Genomic DNA, 23,335 nt, shown 5'->3' on the forward strand with positions numbered 1-23,335 from the left:
TGGACGAAAGCGTTTCACCTGTGGGCCGATTAGAATTTTAGCGAAACGCTTAACCGGGATTTCAATCCGGAAAGCGAGGCTTGCCCCGATCAATCCAGGGGAGAGAGCCATGAAGACTCCGACATCCATGCTTGTCGACCGAAGCGGCAACTTCGCGCTGATGGCGGCGCTGGTAGCCACGCCGGTGATCATGGCTTCGGGCATCGCGATCGACATGATCACCGCCTACACCACACGGACCGAAATGCAGAACGCAGCCGATGCGGCCGTGCTGGCGGCGGCGAGTTCGGGCGAAACGGAGCCCACGGTTCTCGAGACAATTGCGAAGAATTCGTTCGAGGCCAATTTCAAGTCGGCCTTTGCGAGCGAGGTGCGGATCACCGATTTCACCGTATCGTCCGACAACCGCATCACGCTGAAGGCGTCCGCCAGGACGCCGTTGACGCTCGCCAAGATCATCCGGCCCGACGGCATCGATGTGAAGATCCTCTCCCAAGCGCAATCCGGCAGCGAAGACGATATCGAAATCGCGCTTGCGCTCGACAACACCTATTCGATGACCGGCCAGAAGTTGACCGATCTCAAGGCGGCGTCGAATGCGCTGCTGGACGTCTTCGAGAAGATGGACGCCAAGCAGAAGAAGGCGCGGTTCTCGATCGTGCCGTTTTCCCGTTATGTCAATGTCGGCATGTCCTATCGCAACGCCAGTTGGCTCGACGTGAAGGACGACTATTCCACGACGGCGCGGGTCTGCACCAAGTCGCGACCGGTCGTTTCGCAAAGCGGTTGCACGACGGAGAAGAAGACGGGCTACAATGACGGCGTGCCCTATACCTACGACCAGAAGGTTTGCAGCAACACCGTCTATGGCGATGAGGTCGAAACCTGCTCCAACAAGACGACGAACTACAAATGGAGCGGCTGCGTCGGCTCACGCACCAACCCGCTCGACACCCAGGATATCAGCCCGGACAAGAAATATCCGGGGCTCATGAACATCAAGTGCGGCGCCGCCATCACCACGCTGACGAGCGACTACACGAAACTGCGCGCAGCGATCAAGGCGATGGTCGCCAATGACGAAACCTACATCGCGCCCGGCGTACTCTGGGGCTGGAACACGCTGTCGCAAGGCGAGCCCTTCACGGACGGAAAAGCCTATGACGCCGACGTCAAAAAATTCATCATCATCATGACGGACGGCACGAATACGGTCTCTCCCACCTATCCTACCCACACCAAGAAGGACACGGTCAAATCCAACACGCTGATGAGCACCGTCTGCCAGAACGCCAAGAACAAGGGTGTTACGATCTTCACCGTGGCCGTTGGAATCGACAAATCCTCCAGCACTGCGGTCGAGCTCGGAAAATGCGCTTCCGATGCCGATAAAGCTGTGCTGGTTCAGGAATCGAATACGTTGATCGGCGTGTTCGAGGGAATCGCCGGGCAGATCCTGACGCCGAGACTGACGATGTAGATCGGTTCACTCCGGGTCTGCGCCTTCACGGCCAGATCCAGCGCCGCGCCTCGGCTTCGGCCTCGCGGCGACTGATCCCGATATCCTCGAGCGCTGCATCGGTGAGGTCGGCGAGATGAAGGCGGGTCCGCCGGTTGCGGCGCATGCGGAGGAAAAGCCACACCAACCTGCGCGCCAGCGATGGCTTGATTTCGCTCATATCGCGCGACATCATTGTCTCTATTGTCATCATTTTTACTCACTCAAAATGGACATTGTGTCGTAATCCTCCTATGACTTGACTGTGAAAAGGTGACAATATATAGAATTGTCACCATGACACATTGGCTTCCAGACCTTAAAGCCGGCACAGGCCCGCTTTATGTCCGCATCGCGGACGCCGCCGAGACGGCGATCAAGACGGGCGCGCTCGCGGATGGCGCGAAATTGCCGCCGCATCGCGACCTCGCCTATGACCTCAAGGTGACAATCGGGACAATCACTCGCGCCTATGCGCTGCTTCGCGAGCGCGGCCTGGTCTCCGGCGAAGTCGGACGCGGCACCTATGTGCAGGGTGGAAGGCGCGACGCGTCGCCCGCCGGCGACCCGCTGACCTCTGCGTATGGCGGCACTCGGGCCCTCGTGCCGCCATCGGGCAAGCTCCGCTTCGACACGACCGCCGCCGTCGATGTCGGCCAGGCCGAGATCATCGGCCGGGTGATGATGGAGATCGCAACGGAGCATCCGAGCGAGATTTCGAGCTACACCCGGACCGTCTCGCCGGATTGGGCCGAGGCAGGGCGGCGTTGGCTTGCGCAGGGAGGATGGGCGCCGGACCCCGAGACCGTCCTGCCGCAACTCGGCGTCCATGCCGGCGTCAACGCCGTAATGGCGGCCGTGACCGGGCCGGGCGACCGCCTGGTCTGCGAACACCTCACCTATTCGCAGGTCGCCCGCAGCGCGACGCTGATGGGCCGCCGCATCGTGCTGGCCGACATGGACGAGCAGGGCGTGCTGCCGGAAGATTTCGAGCGCGTCTGCGCGCGCGAGCATCCGAAGGCCGCCTTCATCATGACGTCAGGACAGAATCCGACGACCTCCTGCCTGCCGTTGTCGCGGCGCAAGGACATCATCGACATTGCTCGGCGTCACAATGTCTGGCTGATCGAGGATTATCTCTATGGCGGCATGATCGCCGACGGCATTCCGACGCTTGCCGAACTCGCCCCGGACAGGACCTTTATTCTCAATGGACTGTCGAAATCGGTCGCCGCCGGCGTGCGTGGCGCCTGGGTCGCCTGCCCTCCGCATATGGCGCAGCGTGTGCGTCTGACGCAGAAGCTGGTGAGCGGCGGCCTGCCCTTCCTGCTGGCGGAACTTTCGGCGCGGCTGGTTCTCTCCGGCGCGGCGGAGGAGATACGCGACCGTGTCCTCACGGAACTGGCCGAGCGGGAAGCGGCGGCGCGACGTCTTCTGGCCGGCCAGCAGTTTCGCTCGCATCCACGCCTTCCCTTTCTATGGTTGAAGCTCCCGGAACCCTGGCTCTCGGGCACGTTCAAGCAGGCGGCCCTCGATCAGAACGTGTTGATCGACGACGAGGACGAGTTCAAGGCGGCGCGCACCGACCGGGTGTTCCATCACGTCCGGATCGGCTTCAGCGAGGGCCGCGATCGACAGATTTCACTCGGTGGACTGGAAACGATCGGCCGTATTCTGCATCAGGCGCCCTCAGGCGAAGGCGCGGTGATATGACGAAAAAGCCGCCGGCGCGTGTGCGCCGACGGCCTTTCGAAATCGAAGCCTGCGGTCCGGTTACAGCCGGTCAACGCCGTTCTTTACGGCATCCTTAGCTTCGCCCACAGCCTTCTGGGTCTTGCCCTTCAGCTCCTGAGCGGCGCCTTCACCTTCGAGGCGGTGATTGTCGGTGGCGCGGCCGACGGCCTGCTTGCCCTTGCCGATCGCTTCATTGGTGGCGCCTTTGACCTTGTCTGCTACAGAACCCATGTCGAAGCTCCTTTTGTTTGCTTGTGACAGCAGGAAAACGCGTGATCGCCGAACCGGTTCCCTGTGGCCAGATTACAGTTCGTTCATGTTCGGACGCGTCCCGATCCCGCATATGCGGAGAATGCGATTCCTGCGGAATTGCGCCTGTTGATCCCGCATTTTCCAGTCGCATCGCCGCCGCCCATCGGCTATAGGCAGGCAAACGCCGCCCTCCAACTTTTTCCGAGAGCCCGATGACCGTTTCCAACGACCGCCCGATCACCCCGGACCTCATCGCCAGCCATGGCCTCAAGCCGGACGAATATCAGCGTATTCTCGATCTGATCGGCCGCGAACCCACCTTTACCGAGCTCGGCATCTTCTCGGCGATGTGGAACGAGCACTGCTCCTACAAATCATCCAAGAAATGGCTGAAGACGCTGCCGACCAAGGGTCCGCGCGTCATCCAGGGTCCGGGCGAGAACGCCGGCGTGGTCGATATCGACGACGGCGACGTCGTGGTCTTCAAGATGGAGAGCCACAACCATCCCTCTTACATCGAGCCCTATCAGGGCGCGGCGACCGGCGTCGGCGGCATTCTGCGCGACGTCTTCACCATGGGCGCGCGCCCGGTGGCGGCGATGAACGCGCTGCGCTTCGGCGCGCCTGATCATCCCAAGACGCGACATCTCGTGGCGGGCGTGGTGGCCGGCGTCGGCGGCTACGGCAATTCCTTCGGCGTGCCCACGGTGGGCGGCGAAGTGGAATTCGACGCGCGCTACAACGGCAATATTCTCGTCAACGCTTTCGCGGCAGGCCTGGCGAAATCCGACGCCATCTTCCTGTCGGAAGCCAAGGGTGTGGGCCTGCCGGTCGTCTATCTCGGCGCCAAGACCGGCCGCGACGGCGTCGGCGGCGCCACGATGGCCTCGGCCGAATTCGACGAGTCGATCGAGGAAAAGCGCCCGACCGTGCAGGTCGGCGACCCCTTCACCGAAAAGTGCCTTTTGGAAGCCTGCCTCGAACTGATGCAGACCGGAGCCGTCATCGCCATCCAGGACATGGGCGCGGCCGGCCTCACTTGCTCGGCGGTCGAAATGGGCGCCAAAGGCGATCTCGGCATCGAGCTCGATCTCGACACCGTGCCGGTGCGCGAAGTCAGCATGACCGCCTATGAGATGATGCTGTCGGAGAGCCAGGAGCGCATGCTCATGGTGCTCGAGCCCTCCAAGGAAGAGGTCGCCAAGGCGATCTTCGTCAAATGGGGCCTCGACTTCGCCATCGTCGGCAAGACCACCGATGACCTGCGGTTCCGCGTCAAGCATCAGGGCGTCGAAGTCGCCAATCTGCCGATCAAGGATCTCGGCGACCAGGCGCCGGAATATGACCGTCCCTGGACGCCGGCCGTCAAGCCCGCGCCGCTGGCGGAAAACGACGTGCCGCAGGCCGATGTCGCCGACGCGCTTCTCAAGCTGGTGGGCTCCGCCAACAATTCCTCGCGCCGCTGGGTGTGGGAACAGTATGACACGCTGATCCAGGGCAATTCGCTGCAGCTTCCGGGCGGCGACGCCGGCGTGGTGCGCGTCGACGGCCACAAGTCGAAGGCCCTCGCCTTCTCGTCCGACGTCACCCCACGCTATGTCGAGGCCGATCCGTTCGAAGGCGGCAAGCAGGCGGTGGCGGAATGCTGGCGCAACATTACCGCCACCGGCGCGCTGCCGCTGGCGGCGACCGACAATCTCAATTTCGGCAATCCGGAAAAGCCCGAAATCATGAGCCAGCTCGTGCACGCCATCAAGGGCATCGGCGAGGCCTGCAAGGCGCTCGATTTCCCGATCGTGTCGGGCAACGTTTCGCTCTATAACGAGACCAACGGCCAGGCGATCATGCCGACTCCGACCATCGGCGGCGTGGGCCTCATTGCCGACTGGTCGGCGATGGCGCGCATCGCCTTCTCCGAAGACAATGAATGCATTCTGCTCGTCGGCGCGCCGCGCTCCTGGGGAACGCATCTGGGACAATCGGTCTATATGCGCGACATCCACGGCCGCACGGACGGCCCGCCGCCGGCAGTCGATCTTGCCCATGAGCGCAAGGTCGGCGATTTCGTTCGCGAACTGATCCGCGATCGCACCGCGACCTCGGTGCATGACTGCTCGTCGGGCGGTCTCGCGCTGGCGATCGCCGAAATGGCCATGGCTTCCGGCATCGGCGCGACGATCAACGCGCCCGACGGCGCCAATCCGATCCCGGTGTATTTCGGCGAGGACCAGGGGCGTTACGTGGTGACGGTGTCGCGCGACGATCTCGATTCGGTTCTGGAGATGGCCGAGACCCGTGGCGTGTTCGCCCCCTTCATCGGCGTGACCGGCGGCGCAGCCGTCACGCTCGGCGCCGCCAAGTCCATAGCAATTGAAGAATTGCAAAAGGCGCATGAATCATGGTTCCCTGATTTCATGGATGGCCGCAAAGAGGCCGCCGAGTAAGCAGGAGACTGACCATGCCCATGAATCCCGGCGATATCGAAGATATGATCAAAGAGGGCATACCGGGCGCGCGCGTCGTGATCCGGGATCTCGCCGGCGATGGCGATCACTACGCCGCCGAAGTGGTGGCGGAAGCCTTCCGCGGCAAGAGCCGGGTGCAGCAGCACAAGATGGTCTATGACGCCCTGCAGGGCAAAATGGGCGGCGTGCTGCATGCGCTCGCCCTGCAGACATCGGCTCCGGATTGAGGGGGCGGTCATGTCCAATGTCATGGACGCCGTCATTTCGGGCATCGTCAAAAGCGCGGTGTCCGAGATCCTCAAGAAGAGCGGCCTGAAGCCGAGCGCCACAAAGCGGACCAAGCGCAAGACCCGCAGCGCGACCGCATCGACGTCGAGCCGCAAAACGAAGAGAGTCGCCGAAAAATCCGGCTCCGGATCCGGCTCCGTGGGGCGCAACGCCCGCGACGCCAGCTCAAGAACCGTCGCGAAAAAACAGGTCAGCAAACGCCGGACCAGCGCCGCCCGCTCCAAGACCAAGCGTCGAATCTAACAGGCCTTTTCCATGTTCAATCCCATATTGCTTCTTTTCACATGCGGTTGCGTGTCGCTCGCATCCGTGAGCATGGCGGAACCGCAATGCCACGCCAGCGGCGCCTATCACGTGGTCGAACAGGCTTTCGATGAAGAGCCGGGCGCCCGCTTCGCGGTGACCAAAATCTCCGGCGACGCTGCGCCCTCGGAATGCGTCTTCGACGAAAAAACCGCAGACTACGTGATCGGCGGCGAAGGCGATCCGCTCTGGTTCGGCGAACTGGCCGGCTCGACGCTGGTGCTGACGCGCTCCACCGGCCCGCAAGGCGATCTGGTCGTCTATGATCTCGGCTCCGGCGAAGCGATTCTCGACGCGCCTGCCGACGAATATGAACTGAAGGGCAAGACGCTGTCCTACTGGGAGCGCACCACCGTCAAGGCCACGGCCAAGACTTGCCCCAGCTTCCCGGAAAACCAAGCCAACGGCATGGGTTCGGCGATCGTCGCCCTCAAGACGTTGAACGTCGAGACGGGAACAATACAAAAAGCCGGCGAGCGGAAATGCATGGCGACGCAATAGGCGTCGACGCATTCATTGCCGCGCACGCCGCGGCGCAGAAAAAAACCGCGCCGCTTCTTTAAAAAGCTCTGTCGGTTGACTATAGATAGACAAAAGCGGCCGGACCTTGACCCCGGCTCGGCAAAGAGGACGATTTCATGAGCGGCATCAACGAGTTCATCGACAATGAAGTGAAGAGCAACGATGTGGTTCTCTTCTTGAAGGGCACGCCCGATTTTCCGCAGTGCGGTTTTTCGGGTCGCGTGGTGCAGATCCTCGATTATGTCGGCGTCGACTACAAGGGCCTGAACGTTCTGGCCGACGCCGATCTGCGACAGGGCATCAAGGATTACTCCAATTGGCCCACCATTCCGCAGCTCTATGTGAAGGGCGAGTTCGTCGGCGGTTGCGACATCATCACCGAAATGTTCCAGGCCGGCGAATTGCAGCAGTTGTTCACGGACAACGGCGTGCCGCATAAAGGCCAGGCGGCCTGATCCAACCACATGGACATCCAAACGGGCCGGGTTTTCCGGCCCGTAACTTTTTCAGCTTTCGCTCATTGCTGTTCCGGCGTTTTTTTGCGCCTTCCCGCATATTTCCGAGGTTACGAAATGCATGACGTCATCATGCCTGAGGCGGCCACCGGGCCCGGCCACAGGCTCAAACTGGGCATGGCGGAATTCATCGCGCTCGCCGCGTCGCTCGCCGCGGTGGCGGCCATGTCGATCGATATCCTGTTGCCCGCCCTGCCTGCTATCGGCGAGACATTCGGCGTGGCCGACCCCAACAGCCGCCAACTCGTCATTCTCGTCTATGTCGTCACGTTTTCGGTGTCGCAGTTGTTCTTCGGCCTGTTGACCGATCGCTACGGTCGTCGGCCTTTCCTGATCTTCGGCCTGGCGCTCTATCTCGCCGGCAGCGTGGCGGCGATATTCTCCAACAGCTTCGAAACTCTTCTGGCCATGCGCGTGGTCCAGGGCGTCGGCACAGCGGCGCTTCAGGTCGTGGTGATGGCAGTGATCCGCGACTGTTTTTCGGGCCAATCCATGGGCCGGGTGCTGACCTTCGTGTTCACCACCTTCATGATCGTGCCGATCGTCGCGCCCAGCATCGGCCAGGCGATCCAGTATGTCAGCGGTTGGCGCGGCGTGTTCGTGTTCAATGCGATCGCCGGCAGCGCTCTGTTCGCCTGGGCCTATCTTCGGCTGGAGGAAACGCTTTCGCACGACGCCAGACGCGCGATTTCGTTTGAAAATGTCTTCGACGCGCTGAAACAGATCGCCACCAACCGCATCACAGCCGGCTATGCGATCGCGAGCATGGCGACGTTCGTCGGCCTGTTCGCCTATGTCGTCTCGGTCCAGCAGGTCTATGGCGAGGCCTACGGGCTGGGCGAGCTCTTCGCCCTGGCTTTCGGGGCATCATCGATCGGCGTGGCGGCGGCGGCGTTGTGCAGCGCCCGGCTGGTGCGCATGTTCGGCATCCGCCAGGTCGCCCATGGCGCATTGTTGCTGTTCACCGCCTCGGGCCTGACGCTGTCAGCGCTGTCGCTCGCGGCCGTGCCGCCGTTCTGGGTCTGCTTTCTGTTCCTGTCCATCTGCATGATGGCCTTCGGCGTATTACAGGGCAATTTCAACGCCATGGCGCTGGAACCCCAGGGCCATATCGCCGGCGTCGCCTCCTCGCTCTACGGCGTCGTCACCATGACCGTCGGCTCGATCGGCGGCGGGCTGGTGGGGCAGGCCTATGACGGCACGCCGACGCCTCTGGCGCTGGCCTTCGGACTGGGCGGCGTCATCGCCAGCCTGGTCATCCTATGGACGCGCAAGGGGCGCCTGTTCCGCGCCATCCGTCCGACCGCCTGACATGACAAGAGACTTTTCATGACGTCGAAAACCAAGATATCGAAAGCCGAATTCATCGCCATGATGGCCGCGCTGATGGCGCTGAACGCCTTGGCGATCGACATCATGCTGCCGGCGCTGCCGGCGATGGCGGATGCGCTCAACATCGTCGAAGACAATCACCGCCAATTCGTGCTGACGTCCTATCTGATCGGCTTCGGCTCGGCGCAGCTGTTCTTCGGGCCGCTGTCGGACCGGTTCGGCCGGCGCGCGCCGCTGATCTATGGCCTCGTGGTCTACGTCGTCGCCGCGGCGCTCGCGGTGGTCGCCCCGAGTTTCGAAGTTCTGCTCGCACTGCGCTTCATTCAGGGGCTCGGCGCCGCCGGAACGCGCGTCGTGGCGCAATCGGTGGTGCGCGACTGTTTCGAAGGACGGCAGATGGCGGAAGTGTCGTCGCTGATCTTCATGGTGTTCATGGTCATCCCGGTCTTTGCGCCGTCGGTCGGCCAGGTGCTGCTGTTCAGCGGTCATTGGGAGCTGATCTTCCTGTTCATGTCCGGCCTTGCGGCCGTGATCGGGCTCTGGGCCTATTTCCGGATGGACGAGACGCTGGCGGCGGACAATCGCCGGCCGCTGAAGCCCGCCGTCATTCTCGAAGGCTTCCGGCTCGTCGTCTCCAACCGCTCGGCCTTTTTCTACGGCATCGCCTCGACCTTCGTTCTGGGCGGCCTATTCGGCTTCATCAACACCGCGCAGCCCATTTATGTCGACATCTATGGCCTGGGCGACAAGTTCCCCCTCGCCTTCGGCTTCGTGGCGATGATGATGGCGGTGTCGTCCTTCACCAATTCGCGCATCGTCGGCGCGCTCGGCATGCGTCGGGTCGCCCATTCGGCGCTGCTGTTCTTCATGGGCATGAGCGGCGTCTGGCTGGCGCTGAGCTATAGCGGCCACCTGCCCTTCTTCGCCTTTCTCGGCGTGTTCACCGTCATCATGTTTACTTTCGGCCTGCTCGGTTCGAACATGAACACGCTGTCCATGGAGCCGCTGGGCGCGGTGGCCGGCACCGCTTCCTCCGTGTTCGGCTTCATGCAGACGGTCGGCGGGGCTGCGCTCGGCGCCGTTATCGGCACGCTTTACGACGGAACGGTCGTGCCGGTGGCGGCTGGCTTCTTCGGCCTCAGCCTGTTCGCCATCGCCGCCGTGCTGGTGGCGGAGAAAGGCCGCCTGTTCGGCGTCGGCAAAAAATACGGCGGAGCGGGTTGACCGCTCCGCCTATGTAACGTGGTATATCCGGATCAGATGTCGAAGATTTCGCGCTTCAATTCGTCCCAGGTGTCCTTGTCGGTGGTCAGCACCAGTCCGCCTTCGGTGTGGCTGGGCAGATAGGGCGAACCGTCGAGCCGGGCCGCATAGGCGCCCGCTTCCTGCGAGATCAGCGTGCCGGCGAGATGGTCCCAGGGCATCAGTTTGTTATACATCAGATAATGCACATGGCCGCCGGCGAAGGCGCGATATTCGTGGCCGGCGCAACGGTAGTTCATCAGGAAGCGGACCTTGGCGAAGTTGGCCAGCAACTGAGCGCGCTTCTCGGGGCCGACAAAGCCGGTGGACGCCATTCCGAACATCTCAGCGAGCGGAGCCGGCTCGCGCACCTTCAGCTTCGTGCGGACGCCCTCGGGCGTGATCTGATAGGCGCCCGCGCCCTTCTCCGCCAGAATCCAGTCGTCGCCCATCGGGTCGTAGATAACGCCGGCGACCGTCTCGCCCTTGGAGACCACCGAGGCCATGACGGCGAAGAGCGGAATGCCCGAGGCGAAGTTGAAGGTGCCGTCGATCGGATCGATCACCAGCGCCAGATCGGCGTCGGCGAGCTTCGGCAGCAGTTCGGGTTCTGTGGCGACGCTCTCCTCGCCCACGAACAAGGCGCCCGGCAGCACGCTGTCCAATCTGGCCTTGATGAAGCGTTCCGCGGCTTCGTCGCCTTCCGTCACCAGGTCCGACGCTTCGGTCTTGATACGGATGTCTCCCGAACCGAGTTTGCGGAAACGGGGCATGATTTCGGCTTTGGCGGCTTCCCGGAGCAGATGAGCAAGAGCTTCGATATCGACGACAGACATGAAATGCGATTCCTTTCAGAGACTTGGGAGGAAAGCTTGAGAGACTGAATCTGCGACTTCAGATCCCGATTCAACGCCTGCGCCAGAAACTGGTTCAGCCGGCATGCAGGATCTCCCGGGCGATCATCTCCCAGCTGTCGCGATCGGGCGCGGAGAGGATGCCGCCGCCCAACTGTCCGACGCGGTAGGGAGAGCCGTCGTGATGGGCGCTATAGCCGCCCGCCTCAGTATGGATGAGGACGCCGGCGAGATGATCCCACGGCATCAGCTTGAAATGACCGATGAAATCGACCTTGCCGGTGGCGGCCAGCCAATATTCATAGGCCGAGCAGTTATAGCCGAAGGCCATCTTGGTCTTGGCGAGATTGCCGGCGATGCGACGGCGGGTATCACGGTCGATATCGTTGATGGAGACCGTGCCGACCATGCTGTCGAGCGGGCGCGGCGCGATCACCCTCGCTGGAAGCCTGTAGTCGCCCTTGCCATGCACAGCGGCGCCGGCGCCGCGGGCGGCGATCAGCGTGTCGCCATGGACCGGATCATGGATGAGGCCGGCGACCGTCTCGCCCTTTTCGACAACCGCGAGGAGCGTGCCGAACACCGGCAACCCGGCGGAGAAATTGAAGGTGCCGTCGACGGGATCGATGACGAAAGCCAGATCGGCGTCGACGAGACGATCCATCAGGCGAGGACTTTGCTCGCAGGCCTCCTCGCCGACGACGAGCGCGCCGGGATAGATCCGCAGCAGAGCCTCGGTGACCCGCTTTTCAGTCAGCAGATCGGCGTCGGTGACGAGATCGATGGAGGACTTCTTTTCGGTGACGTCGCCATCTGCGAGCGCGCGGAAGCGCGGCATGATCTCCGCCTCGCCCGCCTCGATGAGAATGTTGCGGATGAGGTCGAGATCATGGTCGCGAAAGGATGTCATCGGGTCAGGCCTGCGAAATCGAACAGCTTGGGGTCCATCAGATGAGACGGGTTCACATGTCCGAGCGCGCGGAGCATCGTGTCCTTGCGGCCGGGCATGCGCGTTTCGATGTCGGCGAGCATCGCCTTCATCGCATTGCGCTGCAGCCCGTCCTGGGAGCCGCAGAGGTCGCAGGGGATGATCGGAAACTGCATGGCGGCGGCGAAGCGGGCGAGTTCGTCCTCGGCGCAGAAGGCCAGCGGACGCATCAGCATCAGGTCGCCCTCGTCATTCATCAGCTTCGGCGGCATGGCGGCGAGGCGCCCGCCATGGAAGAAATTCATGAAGAAGGTTTCGAGAATGTCCTCGCGGTGATGGCCGAGGATGACGGCGTCGCAGCCTTCTTCGCGCGCGATGCGGTAGAGATTGCCGCGCCGGAGACGCGAACAGAGCGAGCAATAGGTCGCGCCTTCCGGCACCTTCTCCTTCACGATCGAATAGGTGTCGCGATATTCGATCCGGTGCGGCACGCCGAGGCTGGCGAGATAGTCCGGCAGGATGTGCTTGGGGAAATTCGGCTGGCCTTGGTCGAGATTGCAGACCATCAGTTCTACCGGCAGGAGCCCCCGCCAGCGCAGTTCCAGCAAGAGCGCCAGCAGGCCATAGGAATCCTTGCCGCCCGAAAGGCAGACGAGCCAGCGTTTCTGGCCGTTCAGCATGCCGAAATCGTCGATCGCCTGGCGGACATTGCGCAAGAGGCGCTTGCGGAGCTTGTTGAAATTGCCCGATTGCGGCGCATGCCGATAGAGCGCCTCCATCGTGGCGTCGCCGGCGAATGCGCCGTCGTCTTCGTCTCGCGCATCGGGATTGGTGGTGAGCATGGATCGTGTCCCGCCTCGAATTCGTTCTCCGAGGCAATAGCGGATTGCGCCGGAGGGTCAAGCCAAAGCTTGCTTATTGCGCCGCGTTGGACGGCTGGGTCTGCCGGGCCGGCGCCGGCTCCGCCTTCTGCGCGCCGAGCAGGCGGATGCTGGTGAACAGGCTGAGCGCGGCGGCGATGACCACCGCCGCAAGAGCGAGACCGAACAACAGTTTTCTCATGGCGATGTCTCCAAAAGACGCTGAAAACAAAAAAGCCGCCCTTGCGAGCGGCTTTCCAAAACTACGATCCAGCCAGAAATTAGCGGGAGTAGAATTCGATGACCAGATGCGGTTCCATGATGACCGGATACGGCACGTCGGCGAGACCCGGAACGCGGCCGAAGGTGGCCTTCATCTTGGAGTGATCGGCTTCGATGTAATCCGGAACGTCACGCTCGGCGAGCGACACGGCTTCGAGAACGATGGCGAGCTGCTTGGAGCGCTCACGCACTTCGATCACGTCGCCGGCCTTGCAGCGGTAAGAACCGATGTTGACGCGGACGCCGTTCACGGTCACGTGGCCGTGGTTGACGAACTGACGGGCCGCGAAGATGGTCGGCACGAACTTGGCGCGGTAGACGATGGCGTCGAGGCGCGATTCCAGCAGACCGATGAGGTTTTCCGGGGTGTCGCCCTTGCGACGGGCAGCTTCGTCATAGATGGCGCGGAACTGCTTTTCGGAGATGTCGCCGTAGTAGCCCTTGAGCTTCTGCTTGGCCTTCAGCTGAACGCCGAAGTCCGAAAGCTTGCCCTTGCGGCGCTGGCCGTGCTGACCGGGGCCGTATTCGCGACGGTTCACCGGGGACTTCGGACGGCCCCAGATGTTCTCGCCCATGCGGCGGTCAATTTTGTACTTAGACGATGCGCGCTTGCTCATCGCATTTCCTTTCTTGTTATCCGGCGGAGAGAACCCGCCTTTATGGTTAAGGAAACACGCCCTCCTCTGAAAACCGCCATTTGCGACGGCCTCCGACAGGCTTCTCACGCCGCGAGACGGAGAAACCACGGGACATGCTCTCATTTTCGCCACCGTTTAAAGTCAGCAAAAACGAAACACCGGACGTTTCCGCCCGGAGTTGAGCGGCTTCTAGACGGGGATTCCGGAAAAGTCAATCAAAGGGACTTGAAAACTTTGTGAACTTGCCCCATTTGCAAAACGCAATTGGGAGCCGGGCCCCTCTGACGCGCTTTCCGGACAGCGCGTGATGTCGGATCCTCCTAGCCAACCGCGTCCGGCTCAGGTTGACTTATGGACCTTCTTCTCGTCGACTTTCTCGGCAAGCCCGTATGGATGTGGGCTGTCTTCATCATTCTCGTGCTCGGGCTTCTTATTCTCGACCTGGGCGTTCTGCACAAGGGCTCTCGTGAGATCGGCATCCGCGAGAGCCTTCTGATGTCCGCCTTCTACATCACGATCGGCGTCGCCTTCGGCGGCTGGATCTGGTTTCAGTCGGGCCAGCAGCCGGCTCTCGAATATCTGACCGGCTTCGTGGTCGAAAAATCGCTGGCGATGGACAACATCTTCATCATCGCGATGATCTTCTCCTATTTCGCCATTCCGCGGGAATATCAGCACAGGGTTCTGCTCTGGGGCATTCTCGGCGTGATCGTGCTGCGCGGCATCATGATTGCGGCGGGCGCGGCGATCGTCGAGAACTTCCACTGGGTGCTCTATCTCTTCGCGGCCTTCCTGGTCATCACCGGCATCAGAATGCTGTTCTCGTCCGGTCATGACGAGAACGATATCGGCAACAATCCGGCGCTGAAATTCCTGCGCAAACATCTGCCGGTGTCCGACAAGCTGCATGGCGAAAGCTTCATCGTCCGTGAAACCGACCCCAAGACCGGCAAGCTGAAAACGCTGATCACGCCGCTCTTCCTGGCGCTGATCATGGTGGAGCTGGCCGACCTCGTGTTCGCCGTCGACTCGATCCCGGCGATCTTCGCGATCACCACCGACCCCTATATCGTCTACACCTCGAACATCTTCGCGATCCTCGGCCTGCGCGCCCTCTACTTCGCGCTTGCCGCCCTCATCCACCGCTTCGCCTATCTGAAATACGCCCTGGCTGCGGTGCTGGTGTTCGTCGGCTCCAAGATCTTCGTCGCCGACATGTTCGGCCTCGCCAAGATCCCGCCCGCCGTTTCGCTCAGCGTCACCATCGCCATCCTGGCGGCCGGCATCCTCGGCTCGCTCTGGGCGACGCGCAACGAAGAGACACATAAGGCGTAGGCGCGGAGATAGAAGCTTGTGAGGCCGTCGCTGCAAAGCGGCGGCTTTTCTGTTTCAGTGTTGGCAGTCATGACGGGCGCTGCGGTGTATTTCGAGAGCATGTGCGCCGCGGTCTCAGGTCAACCGACTGGACCTGGAATAAAGATCCTAAAGACAAGGCCGTTCGGCGTGTTGTTCGCGAGAGATACGGCGCCGTGATGGGCATGAACAATATCAGCGACAATCGAAAGCCCGAGGCCGAACCCCTCCTTACCCTGCTGTCGCGCATCATCCCCCTTGAAGAACGGTTCGAAAATTTGTGTTCTCAAATGTTCAGGAATTCCCGGTCCGTTATCAATAACCGTTATCTCGCAGCCTGTTTTGCACTCCCGCAAACCGACAATGACCTCGGTCGCAAATTTGACGCTGTTGTCGCAAAGGTTGGTGACCGCGCGCATGATGGCCAGTGGCTTGCAGTCGATGATCATCCGATTGGGGCCCTCGAACCGCACGTGGTAACCGACATCGGTGAACTCAGCGCAAGTCGTTTGCAGCAGGCTAGCAACATCCGCGCGCTGTATCGGTTCAGACGCGTAATCGTCCCTCAGATATTTCAGAACTTCGTTCAAGAGACCGTCGATGCGGATGATGTCCGATAGCAGGCCCTCGCGCACCGGTCCTTCCTCCATTCGATCGGCGCGAAGCCGCAACCGGGTCAACGGGGTTCGAAGATCGTGGCTGATGCCACGCAGCATTCGTGTCCTCGTTCCAACCATCAGCTGTATCCGGCTTCGCATCAAGTTGAGCGCATGGGCGAGCGCGACGATTTCTGCGGGTCCGCGTTCTTCGAAAATCTCCGCGCTGTTTATGTCCGAATGGGTGGCGGCTTCCGATATACGTTTGATTGGCTCCGTTATCACCCGAATGGCGAATAGAAAAAATGACACGATCAAAACCAAGATAGCGACAGTGTAATAGGGAGCCTCGTTCACGACAGAACTGTTCAGGATTGTGTCTGGAAAGCCATGAAGGATAAGAAGCGTGGCGCTGTCGACCTTTGTGGCGATGACTCTCTCGCCCTTCCAAAAGGCGCGCCAACCTCCCACTAGCGGTGGCAGAGTGCTGTCGGTTGGAAAAATCGAATCGATGATCAGGCTCAGTGCGCCTTCAAGTTCCGGCGGTCCGGTGAAGCTTTCGCTCACCGATATGGGCGCCAACGAAAAACGCCAGCCGGCGGCGCGCGATGACGCGAGGATTGTTTCGCGTGCGCCCGGTGAAGCCGTTTTGAGCAGTTCAGCCACCATGTCGACGCGCGTGGCGATTTCTTCGATGTCCGGTGCGGCGTCTCCGGCCCATTGCTCCAATGCTCTGCCGACAATGCCGACAACGAGCAGCGCCATTACAATGATCAGCGTGATCTGGCCTCTTATGGTGCCGGGCAGGAGTCTTTTCAGCCTCATACTTCCTCCACATTCGCCGTGAACACGTAGCCGCCCAGCCGTACGGTTTTGATGACAACGGGGTCGCGAGAATCAAGCTCGATCTTTTGCCTCAACCGACTGATATGAACATCGATGCTGCGCTCGATCGGACCGGCCAGACCAGCATGGGTGACGCCCAGGAGCTCCTCCCGCGTCAAAACGCGGCCCGGGTTCCGGCAAAAGGCAAGCAGGATATCGAACTCATGAGTCGTCAATCCGACGCGTGCGTGGGTCGGATCATAGAGTTGCCGTCGAATGGGGTCCACGAACCACCCGTCAAAACGCAGTTGCTTTGGCCGCATATCCCTTAACGAAGGCAAGGCGGCGCGCCGCAGCAGACCGCGTATGCGCGCGATCAGCTCCCGCAAGCTGAACGGTTTCGTGACATAATCGTCGGCGCCAATTTCGAGACCGATGATCCTGTCAATTTCCGCATCGACGGCCGTCAGCATAAGGATGGGTATGTCCGTCGTAGCCCGAAGACGCCGACACAGACTGAGCCCATTTTCGCCAGGCAGCATAACATCGAGGATCACGAGGTCGAAACCGGATCCCCGCATCCGCGCATACATTGCAACGCCGTTCTGGGCGATCTCCGCGTTCATTCCACTTTCATTGAGACTATCGCGCAGCATGGCGGCTATCACCACGTCGTCTTCGACAATCAGAATTCGAGCAGCCTCCGACAAGCCCTGGCTCCCTATACCATCCGCATCACACTTTGCGATTTCCGTAGCACGACGGCGGCGGTCTTTGGCCCGCGCGAATATTAAGATTTGTTTCAGATCTCGCCTTTTCGGGCCGGCCTGAAACAAATCTTCACATAATCAAACATTCCGCCTGTCGACGCCGTGACAAAAAAAGAGGCCTCGAAAGCGCCTTCTTCAATCCAACCCCTGGCAACATTTCGTGAAGGCCAGGACCCTTTTAAGCGGATGTTCCCAGTGCAAAATTCATCTTCGGTCTCGAAGGACGACAGTCAACTGTCATTCAAGAAGATTTCTTATATCCGGCGCCTCAACGAAACGGTTCGCCGACATTGCAACCCTGTGAGCGTTTATGTCTCCTTGAATCCGCTGGCTGCGCTGGGAATCGTGATCCTGCTCTGCAGCATGCTGTTCGTCATGTTTCCACAAATCGACATGGGCGTTTCGAGGTTCTTCACCTTCGGCACGCGGTTTTATCTGTCTGAAAATCCACTGCTGCTCTGGATCCGCGACGCCAACCGCATGCTGCCCTACATTGTCTTGCCCTTCATGATCGTTCTTCTCGCGGCGAGACCACTTCATCGTTCTTTTCGCTTGATGACAAGACGCGCCTTGTTCGTCGTATTGAGCTATGTTCTGGGATCGGCAATCACGGTTCAGGTGTTCAAGAACTTCTTCTCCCGGGCCAGACCTCGGGATGTGATTGAGTTTGGCGGGACGTTGGAGTTTACGCCGGCATGGCAATTCGCATCGGTGTGCGAGCGCAATTGCTCGTTCCTGTCGGGCGAAGCAGCATCGGCAGCCGCATTTCTCGCAGCCCTGGTGTACGTGCCCAGCCCCTACAGAATGGTCGTCGCAGCGGCGATTGTCCCGTTATCGATAATCGTTGCTCTGAACCGTGTCGCTTTTGGCGCTCATTTCCTATCCGACGTCGTGCTCGGATGGCTGATCGTACTATGGCTTATGCTTTGGCTCTACCGAAAATTGGGGCTGGCTCCGGACGGGTGAAGGCGGCAAGCCGTCTTACGGCGATCAGGAGCCGTCCCGAAGTCTCTGCTACGCGTTCCCCTTTCTGGCGGAAGCCGAAAGGCCAGCCCTATTAGACATTTGGCCAGCCGCATATCTGGAGCGTGTCTCAGCTTATCCGGCCCGAAGGGTTGGTCAAAACCGGGCGGCCGCGTCGTCGAAGAACTTGACCGTAGCGTCAGCCACGACCTGCGCCCTTTTCCTCGCAGATCATCCCGGTTTGGACCAACAGAATGAGACGGATGAGCTGAGAATCGTCCTAGCACCCAACCCGCATGTCAGGTCAGGAGGCGACCACTATGGATCAACAATCAACACGACGAGCCCCAGACCGAAGAGGCCAGCAGAATAGGGAACGCGATCACGGGCAGGAAGCAAGCAAAGCCCCGGTTGCACCGCCGCCGGATTTTCGGGAAGCACCGAGCGCGTCCATGTCTTCCAGCCAAGGACCCGGAGACAGGCCTTCGTGGAGAAGACATTTGCTTGCGGGGCTTTTGTTCGGCGCCAGCATGATCGCCAGCATCTATTTTCAGCCACTGGCGCAACGGATACTTGAGTAGATCGCACGACTATCTGGTCGAGACCGATCAAGCGCAGGTATAGGGGCTCGACACGCATGTCCTATGGCGGCCGCCAGGTTCGTTGAAACCTATTTTTGAAAGGCGGGCTCGAAAGTTTTCCTCGACATCCGCCCAGACATCACGGTCACTCCGCCGCCGACCGTGTCTCCGTTTCGAGCTGGTCGGGATTGCCCGGCGCCGTTTCCGCATCGAGATCGGGGAAGGCGGCGATGCGGGCGCCGAGGCGGTCCTGATGCAGCACGATCAGGCCCTGTTCCTCGAAATAGGAGAGAAGTCGACGGGCGCGGCGGGCGGAATGGGTGCCATAGGCGCGCGCAATCGCCTGATCGGACGGACAGGGCTGGCCGGTGATGGCGGCGTTGGCGATCAGCAGGAACACCGCCTTCAAGTCGTCGGTGACGCTGCGGGAGAGATGGAGCGCTTTTGCCCAGGTCTCGCTGCCGCGCGTCTCCTCGTCGGCGCCGGAGCGAATGATCGCCAGCCTTTGGCGGAATTCCGGCAACGCCACGGTGGCGCCGGTCAGGCGCCGGATGCGGCAACGGACGAGGAATTCCTGAAACAGTTCGGCGTCGGGCCGGAAGGCGGAATCGCCCTGGCTCAGAACGTCTTCGAGCGCCGCCTGCACGAGTTGCTCGCGCTCTTCCTCTGTCAGTTCGGCGCGTTTGGGCCGGGCTTCCCGAGTCTCCACCGGCTCGATGTCGCGGGCCTTGGAGAGTTCGGCGAGAATATCGGTGGAGGGGCGCGGCGCAGGCTGCACATAACGCGGAATCGGCCGGGTCAATTCCTGGGGATCGGGCGTCAGAATGAGATCGGCGGCGTCGATATTGGCTTCGGGAAGCGGCATCAGCTTGGGGCTGGAGGAGCGCGCCGAGGTCTCGACCTTGCCGATCTCCACTTTCAGCGGCTTGCGGCTGAGCGCCGGGCCGAGCGCGACGAAATTGCCGCGCGGCAGGTCGCGGAACATTTCCGCCTGCCGTCGCTCCAGACCGAGCAGGTCGGAGGCGCGCGCCATGTCGATGTCGAGAAAGGTGCGGCCCATCAAAAAGTTTGAGGCTTCGGCGGCGACGTTCTTGGCGAGCTTGGCCAGACGCTGGGTGGCGATGACGCCGGCGAGCCCGCGCTTGCGGCCGCGGCACATCAGATTGGTCATCGCGCCGAGAGACAGGCGGCGGACCTCGTCATTGACTTCGCCGGCGGCGGCGGGCGCAAACAGCTGGGCTTCGTCGACCACGACCAGCACCGGATACCAGAAATCGCGATCGGCGTCGAACATGCCGTTGAGGAAGATGGCGGCGTTGCGCATCTGGTCTTCGGCGTCGAGGCCTTCGAGCGACAGCACGCAGGAGACGCGATGCTGGCGCACGCGGGCGGCGATGCCGAGCAGTTCGGCCTCGGTGCGGTCGCCCTCGATGGCGACATGGCCGTAACGATCGCCCAAAGTGACGAAATCGCCTTCGGGATCGATGATCACCTGCTGCACCCAACCAGCGGACTGTTCGAGCAGTCGGCGCAACAGATGCGATTTGCCGGAGCCGGAATTGCCCTGCACCAGAAGGCGGGTCGCCAGCAATTCCTCAAGGTCGAGCGTTGCGCGCGTGCCGCCCGCGCCGGTTCCCATGTCGATGCCTGCCGTCATGCCAATCCTCGTCGTCCGCCAATCCCTCTCCTAGCAACGATTCTGACCGGCGGGCAATCAAATCGATCTTCCCCACAGATTTTGCGCGGCGCTTTCCTCCGGCAAGGATACCCATTGGCGCCGACAGGCTGCTATGACTGGCGGAGCAACCGGAGGCCCGCCATGACAAAACCCCTCGTCCTCCACGACCGCCCCGGCCTGCTGATCGTCTGGCTTTTTCTGCTCGCGGGCGGCGTTGTCGCAACCGGCGCCTATAGTCTTCAAGCCCTGCAGCGTGGGATGACACCGGTCCCGGCGATCGTCTTTTCGATCTTCACACTCGTGGGCTGCTTGTTTGTTCTCAGCCGCCTTCTGAACCGGAAGAAGCCGGCGCTGATCGCGGACGCCGCTGGCCTGTTCTATCGCGGCGGCGAGCGACTCGCCTGGGGCGACGTGAGCGAACTCGCCGCGCGCAGGGAAATGACGATCACCTATCTTCGCCTGCGCTACCGTCCGGCGAAGGAGCCTGGCGCCATGCGTAATCTCGATATCTGTCTGTCGGGACTGAGCCTGCCGCCCCGAGACATCATCGCCGCCCTTCTGACGCTGAAAGAAAGCGCAACGGAGCCGGCGTCGGCTTGATCCTGCACAAGGCGGGCGCAGCCGCATGCGCGCAATCTACCGGAAACGGAGGACGCGCCATGAAACTCATGATCATCTACGCCTCGATCGAGGGGCAGACCCGCAAGATCGCCGAACATATCGCCGCTCATGTCGAGGACAAGGGCCATGCCGCAGCGCTGATGAATGTCGGCGCCGCCCAGGAATTCGGGCTCGAAAAGCCCGACGCCGTCATCCTCGCCGCGCCGATCCATGCGGGGCGCTATCCGACGGCCTTCGTCGATTTCGTCCATCGCGAGAAGGACTGGCTCAACGCCCTGCCCTCGGCCTTGGTCTCGGTGACCTTGTCCATCCACAGCGAGCACGACGACGAGCGCGCCGCGGCGGCGAATTTCCCGGAAGCCCTGAAGGCGGAGACGGGCTGGAGACCGCAGGCGATCCACAATGCCGCGGGGGCGCTGCGATTTACCGAATATGATTTCTTCAAGCGCTGGATGATGCGCCGGATCGCGGAGGCCGAAGGCGCGTCGACCGGACCCGGGGACGTGGAATTCACCGACTGGCGTCTGCTCGACGACTTCGCCGACGCCTTCCTCGACCTCGCCTGACGGGTCGCGCGGCGGCGCGGGCGATTGGTGCGATCGCGCCTGTAAACCCGACGTTAAGCATAGGCGTTTACGGTTGGTTTGCCATAGTTCTTCACGAGTTCATGACGAGTTCGAGTGTGTTCGAGGAACCTGGCCAGGCATTTGTATCGTCCATGTATTGAGTTCGGAAGTTGCCGTGACAAGTATCAACACCAACGCCAGCGCGATTGCGGCTGTCGATATCCTGCGTGCGCAGGGCGCCAAGGTGCTCAATGCGCAACAGGAGGTCGCGACGGGCTATCGCGTCAAGACTGCGAGCGACAACGCCGCATACTGGTCCATCGCGACCCAGATGAAGTCCGACAACAAGGCGTTGTCGGCCGCCGAAGACTCGCTCGCTTTCGGGGCCGCAGCCGTGGACGTCGCCTATACCGGCTTCAACCAGGCGATCGACGTCATCAGGGACATCCGCAACAAATTGCTCACCGCGCTCGGCGCGGGCGCCGAAATCGACAAGATCAACGCCGAAATCCAGGAGTTGCGCGATCAATTGCGCACCGTGGCCGACGAGACCTCGTTCAACGGGGAGAATTGGCTGGTGCGCGACGATGCGAGCGACGACAAGGACCGCGAGCTCGTCGGCTCCTTCCGCCGCGCCTCCGACGGCTCGGTGGAGGTCAAGATCCTGCGCTACTCCATGACCAATGCGCTCGGCACCAATCACCTGATCGACGAGAACAGTCAGGTCGGCATTCTCACCAATCCCGCTTATGCGGCGGCGATCGGAGCGGGCACGGACTGGGTGATGCTGAACGGGCGCAACGACCCCACCGCCCATACGGAATTCGCCGTCAGCCAATCGACGACCGATGTCGACATCACCGAGATGATGGAGGTGTCCGACAATATGCTCGAAGCCATGATCGAGGCGTCGTCCAATCTCGGCGCGCTCAACAAACGCATCGAGATGCAGAATGATTTCGTCAAGGATCTGCAGGACACCCAGGATCGCGGGGTGGGCAGAATGGTCGACAGCAATCTCGACATCGCCTCCTCGCGGCTGAGAGCCGTGGAGGCGCAACGCAGCCTGACGATCTCGGCCCTGTCGATCGCCAATTCACAGCCGCTGACGATGTTGAGTCTGCTGCAATAGATCCGATGAAGGACGATCATTTCGCCGGCGGCAAGGCGTCACGCCAGGCGCCGGCGGTTCGGCCGGCCATGCGCCAATAGATCACGCCCCAGACGAGGCCGCTCAAGGCGTAAATCAATGCGACGACGCCGAGCAGATCTTCCCCGCTCGCCTTGCCATATTCGATGCCGCCGAGCGAAGAGACCAGTCCCAAGACCAGCCCCGAGACGAGATAATATCTTAGGCCCCGCAGAGAGCGCCATTCGGCCAGCAGAACGATCAGGCAGACCGGGATGAACTGCACGCCGGCGAGCAGCAAGCTCCCGAGCAGCACCATCGGGCCAACGGCGATCGCGAGCGCCTCGGGCTCCGCCGCTCCCTTGAGCACATCCAATCCGACCAGCAGGAAGACGCCCGAGGCCAACGCTCCCAGACAGGCCAGGCAATGCGCAAACAGGATCATCATCACGCGCGCCATGCTGCGGGTCCGTCCGTTTTCGGTCAAGGAAAAGGCCCGGCGTAGATAACGCCGGGCCCGCTCATATCAACAATGGCGGT

The 23,335-nt window shown here is 61.5% G+C and carries 25 protein-coding genes; 14 read left to right on the forward strand and 11 right to left on the reverse strand.

The window, feature by feature from the left end:
* Positions 1-109: 109 nt before the first annotated feature.
* A complete protein-coding gene (locus OCK01_RS06740; RefSeq protein ID WP_263823452.1) occupies positions 110-1,480 on the forward strand; it encodes a TadE/TadG family type IV pilus assembly protein in 1,371 nt (456 codons plus the stop codon).
* Positions 1,481-1,505: 25 nt separating this feature from the next.
* Here the strand turns inward: OCK01_RS06740 and OCK01_RS06745 are convergent, their stop codons facing one another.
* The gene (locus tag OCK01_RS06745; protein ID WP_263823453.1) at positions 1,506-1,679 is read right to left on the reverse strand and encodes a DUF1127 domain-containing protein; all 174 of its coding nucleotides are present in this window, start codon (positions 1,677-1,679) and stop codon (positions 1,506-1,508) included.
* Positions 1,680-1,795: 116 nt separating this feature from the next.
* Between OCK01_RS06745 and OCK01_RS06750 the strand changes: the two genes are divergently transcribed.
* A complete protein-coding gene (locus tag OCK01_RS06750) occupies positions 1,796-3,211 on the forward strand; it encodes a PLP-dependent aminotransferase family protein (protein WP_263823454.1) in 1,416 nt (471 codons plus the stop codon).
* 60 nt (positions 3,212-3,271) lie between these two features.
* Here OCK01_RS06750 and OCK01_RS06755 read toward each other — a convergent pair whose 3' ends face one another.
* Positions 3,272-3,463: a CsbD family protein gene (locus OCK01_RS06755; protein ID WP_263823455.1), complete on the reverse strand. Its 192-nt coding sequence runs from the start codon at positions 3,461-3,463 to the stop codon at positions 3,272-3,274.
* A gap of 233 nt (positions 3,464-3,696) precedes the next feature.
* Between OCK01_RS06755 and purL the strand changes: the two genes are divergently transcribed.
* From purL to OCK01_RS06790, 7 genes are all read left to right on the forward strand, one after another.
* Positions 3,697-5,928: a phosphoribosylformylglycinamidine synthase subunit PurL gene (gene purL, locus OCK01_RS06760; protein ID WP_263823456.1), complete on the forward strand. Its 2,232-nt coding sequence runs from the start codon at positions 3,697-3,699 to the stop codon at positions 5,926-5,928.
* 14 nt (positions 5,929-5,942) lie between these two features.
* Positions 5,943-6,176 carry a BolA/IbaG family iron-sulfur metabolism protein gene (locus tag OCK01_RS06765; RefSeq protein WP_137158151.1) on the forward strand — a complete coding sequence of 78 codons (234 nt, stop codon included), beginning with the start codon at positions 5,943-5,945 and terminating at the stop codon, positions 6,174-6,176.
* Positions 6,177-6,186: 10 nt separating this feature from the next.
* A complete protein-coding gene (locus tag OCK01_RS06770) occupies positions 6,187-6,480 on the forward strand; it encodes a hypothetical protein (RefSeq protein WP_263823457.1) in 294 nt (97 codons plus the stop codon).
* Positions 6,481-6,552: 72 nt separating this feature from the next.
* Positions 6,553-7,041: a hypothetical protein gene (locus OCK01_RS06775; RefSeq protein WP_263823458.1), complete on the forward strand. Its 489-nt coding sequence runs from the start codon at positions 6,553-6,555 to the stop codon at positions 7,039-7,041.
* Between the two features lie 137 nt (positions 7,042-7,178).
* Positions 7,179-7,517 (forward strand): Grx4 family monothiol glutaredoxin, encoded by a 339-nt coding sequence (gene grxD, locus OCK01_RS06780; protein ID WP_263823459.1) that lies wholly within the window; start codon positions 7,179-7,181, stop codon positions 7,515-7,517.
* Between the two features lie 117 nt (positions 7,518-7,634).
* Positions 7,635-8,888 (forward strand): multidrug effflux MFS transporter, encoded by a 1,254-nt coding sequence (locus tag OCK01_RS06785; protein WP_263823460.1) that lies wholly within the window; start codon positions 7,635-7,637, stop codon positions 8,886-8,888.
* Positions 8,889-8,906: 18 nt separating this feature from the next.
* Positions 8,907-10,133, forward strand: coding sequence for a multidrug effflux MFS transporter (locus OCK01_RS06790; RefSeq protein ID WP_263823461.1), 1,227 nt, complete (start codon positions 8,907-8,909; stop codon positions 10,131-10,133).
* A 32-nt stretch (positions 10,134-10,165) separates the two neighbouring features.
* Here the strand turns inward: OCK01_RS06790 and OCK01_RS06795 are convergent, their stop codons facing one another.
* The 5 genes from OCK01_RS06795 to rpsD form a co-directional block, all read right to left on the reverse strand.
* On the reverse strand, positions 10,166-10,987 hold the full coding sequence (locus tag OCK01_RS06795; protein ID WP_263823462.1) for an inositol monophosphatase family protein: 822 nt from the start codon (positions 10,985-10,987) through the stop codon (positions 10,166-10,168).
* A gap of 94 nt (positions 10,988-11,081) precedes the next feature.
* The gene (locus OCK01_RS06800; protein ID WP_263823463.1) at positions 11,082-11,915 is read right to left on the reverse strand and encodes an inositol monophosphatase family protein; all 834 of its coding nucleotides are present in this window, start codon (positions 11,913-11,915) and stop codon (positions 11,082-11,084) included.
* On the reverse strand, positions 11,912-12,712 hold the full coding sequence (ttcA, locus tag OCK01_RS06805) for a tRNA 2-thiocytidine(32) synthetase TtcA (protein WP_263823532.1): 801 nt from the start codon (positions 12,710-12,712) through the stop codon (positions 11,912-11,914). The genes OCK01_RS06800 and ttcA overlap by 4 nt, the downstream gene beginning before the upstream one ends.
* Before the next feature lie 136 nt (positions 12,713-12,848).
* A complete protein-coding gene (locus OCK01_RS06810; RefSeq protein WP_182826580.1) occupies positions 12,849-12,995 on the reverse strand; it encodes a hypothetical protein in 147 nt (48 codons plus the stop codon).
* 79 nt (positions 12,996-13,074) lie between these two features.
* Positions 13,075-13,692 carry a 30S ribosomal protein S4 gene (rpsD, locus tag OCK01_RS06815; protein WP_137158161.1) on the reverse strand — a complete coding sequence of 206 codons (618 nt, stop codon included), beginning with the start codon at positions 13,690-13,692 and terminating at the stop codon, positions 13,075-13,077.
* Between the two features lie 372 nt (positions 13,693-14,064).
* Between rpsD and OCK01_RS06820 the strand changes: the two genes are divergently transcribed.
* Positions 14,065-15,048, forward strand: coding sequence for a TerC family protein (locus OCK01_RS06820; RefSeq protein ID WP_263823464.1), 984 nt, complete (start codon positions 14,065-14,067; stop codon positions 15,046-15,048).
* Positions 15,049-15,167: 119 nt separating this feature from the next.
* Here the strand turns inward: OCK01_RS06820 and OCK01_RS06825 are convergent, their stop codons facing one another.
* On the reverse strand, positions 15,168-16,487 hold the full coding sequence (locus OCK01_RS06825; RefSeq protein WP_263823465.1) for an ATP-binding protein: 1,320 nt from the start codon (positions 16,485-16,487) through the stop codon (positions 15,168-15,170).
* A complete protein-coding gene (locus OCK01_RS06830) occupies positions 16,484-17,143 on the reverse strand; it encodes a response regulator transcription factor (RefSeq protein WP_263823533.1) in 660 nt (219 codons plus the stop codon). Before OCK01_RS06830 ends, OCK01_RS06825 begins: the two co-directional genes overlap by 4 nt.
* 309 nt (positions 17,144-17,452) lie before the next feature.
* Here OCK01_RS06830 and OCK01_RS06835 point away from each other — a divergent pair, with 309 nt between their 5' ends.
* Complete coding sequence (locus tag OCK01_RS06835; protein ID WP_263823466.1) at positions 17,453-18,223, forward strand: phosphatase PAP2 family protein; 771 nt, start codon at positions 17,453-17,455, stop codon at positions 18,221-18,223.
* A 723-nt stretch (positions 18,224-18,946) separates the two neighbouring features.
* Here the strand turns inward: OCK01_RS06835 and OCK01_RS06840 are convergent.
* Entirely contained in the window at positions 18,947-20,458 is a 1,512-nt protein-coding gene (locus OCK01_RS06840) for an ATP-binding protein (RefSeq protein ID WP_263823467.1), read from the reverse strand.
* Between the two features lie 162 nt (positions 20,459-20,620).
* On the opposite strand from OCK01_RS06840, the gene OCK01_RS06845 reads away from it, so the two are divergent.
* The 3 genes from OCK01_RS06845 (at position 20,621) to OCK01_RS06855 (ending at position 22,798) form a co-directional block, all read left to right on the forward strand.
* The gene (locus tag OCK01_RS06845) at positions 20,621-21,079 is read left to right on the forward strand and encodes a hypothetical protein (RefSeq protein WP_263823468.1); all 459 of its coding nucleotides are present in this window, start codon (positions 20,621-20,623) and stop codon (positions 21,077-21,079) included.
* 59 nt (positions 21,080-21,138) lie between these two features.
* On the forward strand, positions 21,139-21,666 hold the full coding sequence (locus OCK01_RS06850) for a flavodoxin domain-containing protein (protein WP_182826586.1): 528 nt from the start codon (positions 21,139-21,141) through the stop codon (positions 21,664-21,666).
* A 175-nt stretch (positions 21,667-21,841) separates the two neighbouring features.
* Positions 21,842-22,798 carry a flagellin gene (locus tag OCK01_RS06855; RefSeq protein ID WP_263823469.1) on the forward strand — a complete coding sequence of 319 codons (957 nt, stop codon included), beginning with the start codon at positions 21,842-21,844 and terminating at the stop codon, positions 22,796-22,798.
* A 16-nt stretch (positions 22,799-22,814) separates the two neighbouring features.
* Here OCK01_RS06855 and OCK01_RS06860 read toward each other — a convergent pair whose 3' ends face one another.
* Positions 22,815-23,255, reverse strand: coding sequence for a hypothetical protein (locus OCK01_RS06860; RefSeq protein WP_263823470.1), 441 nt, complete (start codon positions 23,253-23,255; stop codon positions 22,815-22,817).
* Between the last annotated feature and the right edge of the window lie 80 nt (positions 23,256-23,335).

This window comes from Rhizobium sp. TRM95796 (assembly GCF_025779995.1).
In the GTDB taxonomy this organism is placed as follows: domain Bacteria; phylum Pseudomonadota; class Alphaproteobacteria; order Rhizobiales; family Rhizobiaceae; genus Rhizobium_E.